Annotated in this window: 7 protein-coding genes; 6 read left to right on the forward strand and 1 reads right to left on the reverse strand. The window is 25.4% G+C overall.

The annotated features are described in order from the left end of the window. A partial coding sequence (locus QZ306_RS10330; RefSeq protein ID WP_295163609.1) for a hypothetical protein occupies nt 1-295 on the reverse strand: 295 nt, incomplete at its 3' end. A 225-nt stretch (nt 296-520) separates the two neighbouring features. Between QZ306_RS10330 and QZ306_RS10335 the strand changes: the two genes are divergently transcribed. The 6 genes from QZ306_RS10335 to QZ306_RS10360 are packed head-to-tail and all read left to right on the forward strand — an operon-like array spanning nt 521 to nt 3,403. Further along, nucleotides 521-880 (forward strand): hypothetical protein, encoded by a 360-nt coding sequence (locus QZ306_RS10335; protein ID WP_295163610.1) that lies wholly within the window; start codon nt 521-523, stop codon nt 878-880. A gap of 20 nt (nt 881-900) precedes the next feature. Further along, nucleotides 901-1,197: a hypothetical protein gene (locus QZ306_RS10340; protein WP_295163611.1), complete on the forward strand. Its 297-nt coding sequence runs from the start codon at nt 901-903 to the stop codon at nt 1,195-1,197. Between the two features lie 29 nt (nt 1,198-1,226). Then, complete coding sequence (locus tag QZ306_RS10345) at nt 1,227-1,664, forward strand: hypothetical protein (protein ID WP_295163612.1); 438 nt, start codon at nt 1,227-1,229, stop codon at nt 1,662-1,664. Between the two features lie 30 nt (nt 1,665-1,694). Then, a complete protein-coding gene (locus QZ306_RS10350; RefSeq protein ID WP_295163613.1) occupies nt 1,695-2,255 on the forward strand; it encodes a hypothetical protein in 561 nt (186 codons plus the stop codon). A gap of 26 nt (nt 2,256-2,281) precedes the next feature. Beyond that, nucleotides 2,282-2,782, forward strand: a complete 501-nt coding sequence (locus QZ306_RS10355) for a hypothetical protein (protein ID WP_295163615.1) — start codon at nt 2,282-2,284, stop codon at nt 2,780-2,782. A 30-nt stretch (nt 2,783-2,812) separates the two neighbouring features. After that, on the forward strand, nt 2,813-3,403 hold the full coding sequence (locus QZ306_RS10360; protein ID WP_295163617.1) for a hypothetical protein: 591 nt from the start codon (nt 2,813-2,815) through the stop codon (nt 3,401-3,403). Nucleotides 3,404-3,818 lie beyond the last annotated feature (415 nt).

The following is a 3,818-nucleotide window of genomic DNA, read 5'->3' on the forward strand; positions in this document are numbered from 1 at the left end:
GTTTTAATGTTCCTTTCATAGGTTCCCAGTCTGGACCTGTCAACCAGTATCGTATTATTTGTGTTCTGTATACTTTCTTCGTGAACTTCACTACTATATGTATATGTCTGTTCCCTGATTTTCCTCTTTCTTCAGCAGCAGCCATTGCAACTATTTCAAGGAAACCTTTAGCAAATTGTAAGTTGCCATTATTATCTATTGCATTTCCGAATTGAAGGGTCTGTTTCCAATCTAAATCTTCAGGTATGTTCCAGGTCCCGAACCAATAAGTAACTCTTGAATTTGTTTCCGTCATTTATAGAAAGTGATATTAAAATTAAAGATTTAATTTGTATATATAATGATCGTTTTAATATTTATACAAAATTAACAAAAATAATTAGCCGGGTTTTATTTCAGATAAAAGTTTATTTTTCAGTTTATTTTAATTGAAAAATTTTTAATACCGCGAAAAAAAAAACGATTAAAATCTTCTCAATTCTTAAATTTAAAATTTTATATAAAAAAATCATTTTTTAAAATGTCAGCTCCTGTTTCTCAGATTCCATCGAGATGTCCATCACCTACTTCATATTCCCAGCCTGTATCATCATGTTCTTCAGATAGTTATCAGGGTTTCGGTGATTGGATTGATTGGCCTCCATCAGCTCAAGGTTCTCCAGTTGAATTTTCTTTATCGCCTTCATACTTTTCACAATCTACTGAAGATTCCGTTTTATCTTCACCAGAAGATACTTCAGAATTAGAATATCAATCAATTCTTGATAGACAAAGGGAACTTTTAGAGCGAATTCAGTCCATTGAATACCAGATCTTAATATATCAACAAGAATTAGCTTCTCTTAAGAGAGAAAAATCACATATCGATTCTTTAGTTTAATAAACACTTCATTTTTTAAAATGTCTTCTTTTTTAACTACATCTTCTGTAATTGAAAATTTAAATCAACAAGATAATTCTTTAATTTTCTTGACTTCTATTGATGAATCAAAATTATTAATTTCTCGTAATATTGATTTTATTTCTTTAATTGAAAATAAAGACCAAATATTGATTGAATCAAAAGAAATTTTAGAGGATTTTTTAGAAAACAGTGAAGAAATTAGAGAATATTTGGTACAGAATTATAATTCTGTTATACCTTTAGGTACGTTTTTGTCTGATAATCCATCTTCTATAATTTTAATAAAAAAATAACATCATTTTATTTTTAGTTTTTATTTATAATGTCTACTGTTCCTTCGAAAACAATGCAAAATTGGTGGGATTTAATTAATTTAATCCATCAGAATGATGAAAATATTGATAAAAACATTTCAGATGTTTTATTTGCTGTCAAAACTATATTAGAAAAACTTGATGATATTGATACTATAATGAAATCTAATTATATTCAGTATTTTTCAAAGTTTGAAGAACAATTTAAAGAAATTTTAGATGAAATTACAAAAATATTTGTTTTTTTCAATGAAACATATTATAATGATATAATGGATAAATTACATTTGATTGATCTTGATATAAATCATTTAGGTACTAAGTTAAATGAAATAAAATCAGAATTATCTTCACAATCTTTTAAATTAGGCTCTATTGAAACAACGTTAGCTTCTCATGGTTTAAAGTTAGATGAAATATTAGCGAAGATTATTGTAACTCCTTAATTTTATTTAATAAACACTTCATTTTTTAAAATGTCTTCCAAAAAAAATACAAACAATACAAAAAATAAAAATTCAACTACAAATAAGAATACTTTTATTAAAAAAAAAAAATATCAAACAATTACTACTCAAAATTTTTTAACTTCAGAAACATTAACTCCATTAAGATCCCCTGGAGGTTCATATAATGTTACTTTAGTTAAGAATTCTTCAACACAAGGTGTTCGTAAAGCAAAAAATTTTACTTTACAAATTTCAACTAATTATCAAATCTCCAACCCTCCATATGGTCCAGATCCTATTTATGGTACAGGTCCTATATCTTTTGCTTTAGTATATTGTCCATGTAATCAGAATTCATTAAATATCCAATCATCATCATCGGTTAATAGTTTATTTTATCCAATTCCGAAAAATGTAATAATAAGCGGTCTTTTAACTTTTGATAATGTTTCTGTATTTAAATCAGATTTAGCCAGAAACTTATCTGCTGGTGATAGTATACAACTTGTTTTATTTAATTCATCTGGTTTTACAATTAATAATCCTCTTATTGCTGTTTCTTTAAATTACGCAATAGCTTTTAATTGATTTAATAAACACTTCATTTTTTATTAATGTCTGTAATTTCATATGTTCCTGCTCAAAATAAATATTCAAATATAACTGCACAATTAAGTGATAGTTATACTACAACATCACAAGTTATTCAAAATAATTATGATTTTATTGACCCTGTTATTACACAAGGTGTTCGTAAAGCAAAGAATTTTACTTTATCAATATCTGCTTCTTGTTATAAAGTTACTGTGGATGAAGAAGTTCCTCAGCTTACGTATTCGCAAATGATGTATGCATTAGTTTATGTTCCTAACGGTTTTGATCCTTTATCTTTAGAAATCAAACAAAACGAAACAATAGAATTATATAAAGCTAATAAATATATAATTTTACAAGGTCTTTTAGAAAACGGTAAGATTAAGAAATCATATTCATATTTAGCTAGAAACTTAGCTGCTGGTGATAAAATTTGTTTATTAATTCGTCCTATTTCAGACACTACTGAAATGACTTTGAAATTTCAAGCTGTATTAAATTATGCTATTAAATATAATTAATTTTATTTAATAAACACTTCATTTTTTAAAATGTATGTTAAACCTAGTAATAATTACAAATTTAATAAACCTTTATTCAAGTCAGAATATTCCAATATTACAAAATCAATATTATTTTCACAAACTGATACTCCTTTAACTACAAATGATGAAGTTATTATTCCAATTTGTGAATATACTGATATTCAAGGTGTTCGTAAATTTAAAAATACTACTCTACAATTATATTCAAACTTTTTTGTAAATAATTCAACTTCCTTTTCAACCTCTTTTCCTTCAATAATTCCAATACCATATTTTCTTATAGCAGTTGAACATTCTATAGAAGACCAAGATCTTGATACAGATTTTATTATTTCAAATAAAACAAAATATTTTATATCAACTAATTATAATGATGTCAATTCTCTATCAACTGAAATATTAAATAGAGGTACTTTATTATTCCAAGGTTTACTTTATAATCAAAAAACATTAATCCAATCAACTAGGTTATCGAAAAATCTCGATGCAGGTGAATGTATTTATTTAGTTTTAAAGATTCCAGATGATCCAGTATATGCTAATTTTTGGATACAAAATATAGAAGGTACAGTTAATTATTCAATTAAATATTCTTAATAAACACTTCATTTTTTAAAATGTCTTTACAATCAAAATTAAAAAATTATTGTATTATAGATTATAATTATTCACCAAAAACTAATGATAATATTCCTTTAATATTTAAAGGAGATATATTATATGGTTCTGATTCAAAATCATATCTTAAAACTTTTAAGAAATAAATTGAATTATTTTACAATTTTGTGTAAAATTTTCAAAACAAAAAACAGAGTCGGCGAAACTCTCTCAAAAAAAATTCTATAAACCTCAGAAAAACAAACTTTTTGATAATAAAATCTCCTTGAGTTGCATCTACTCTATAAAAACCAATTAATCAAATGTCTAGTTTCAAGATGTTGGCAACTATTGAATCTAAGAGAACGCATGAAACTCACAAAATCCGGCCATATGAGATGGCATTGATATATAT

Origin of the sequence: uncultured Brachyspira sp. (assembly GCF_910588665.1) — a bacterium.
Lineage (GTDB): Bacteria > Spirochaetota > Brachyspiria > Brachyspirales > Brachyspiraceae > Brachyspira.

What these genes read in the sequence shown, in the direction of transcription:
- QZ306_RS10360 (WP_295163617.1), top strand. Translation starts at nt 2,813, where the DNA reads ATGTATGTTAAACCTAGTAATAATTACAAATTTAATAAACCTTTATTC.
- QZ306_RS10335 (WP_295163610.1), top strand. Translation starts at nt 521, where the DNA reads ATGTCAGCTCCTGTTTCTCAGATTCCATCGAGATGTCCATCACCTACT.
- QZ306_RS10345 (WP_295163612.1), top strand. Translation starts at nt 1,227, where the DNA reads ATGTCTACTGTTCCTTCGAAAACAATGCAAAATTGGTGGGATTTAATT.
- QZ306_RS10340 (WP_295163611.1), top strand. Translation starts at nt 901, where the DNA reads ATGTCTTCTTTTTTAACTACATCTTCTGTAATTGAAAATTTAAATCAA.
- QZ306_RS10350 (WP_295163613.1), top strand. Translation starts at nt 1,695, where the DNA reads ATGTCTTCCAAAAAAAATACAAACAATACAAAAAATAAAAATTCAACT.
- QZ306_RS10355 (WP_295163615.1), top strand. Translation starts at nt 2,282, where the DNA reads ATGTCTGTAATTTCATATGTTCCTGCTCAAAATAAATATTCAAATATA.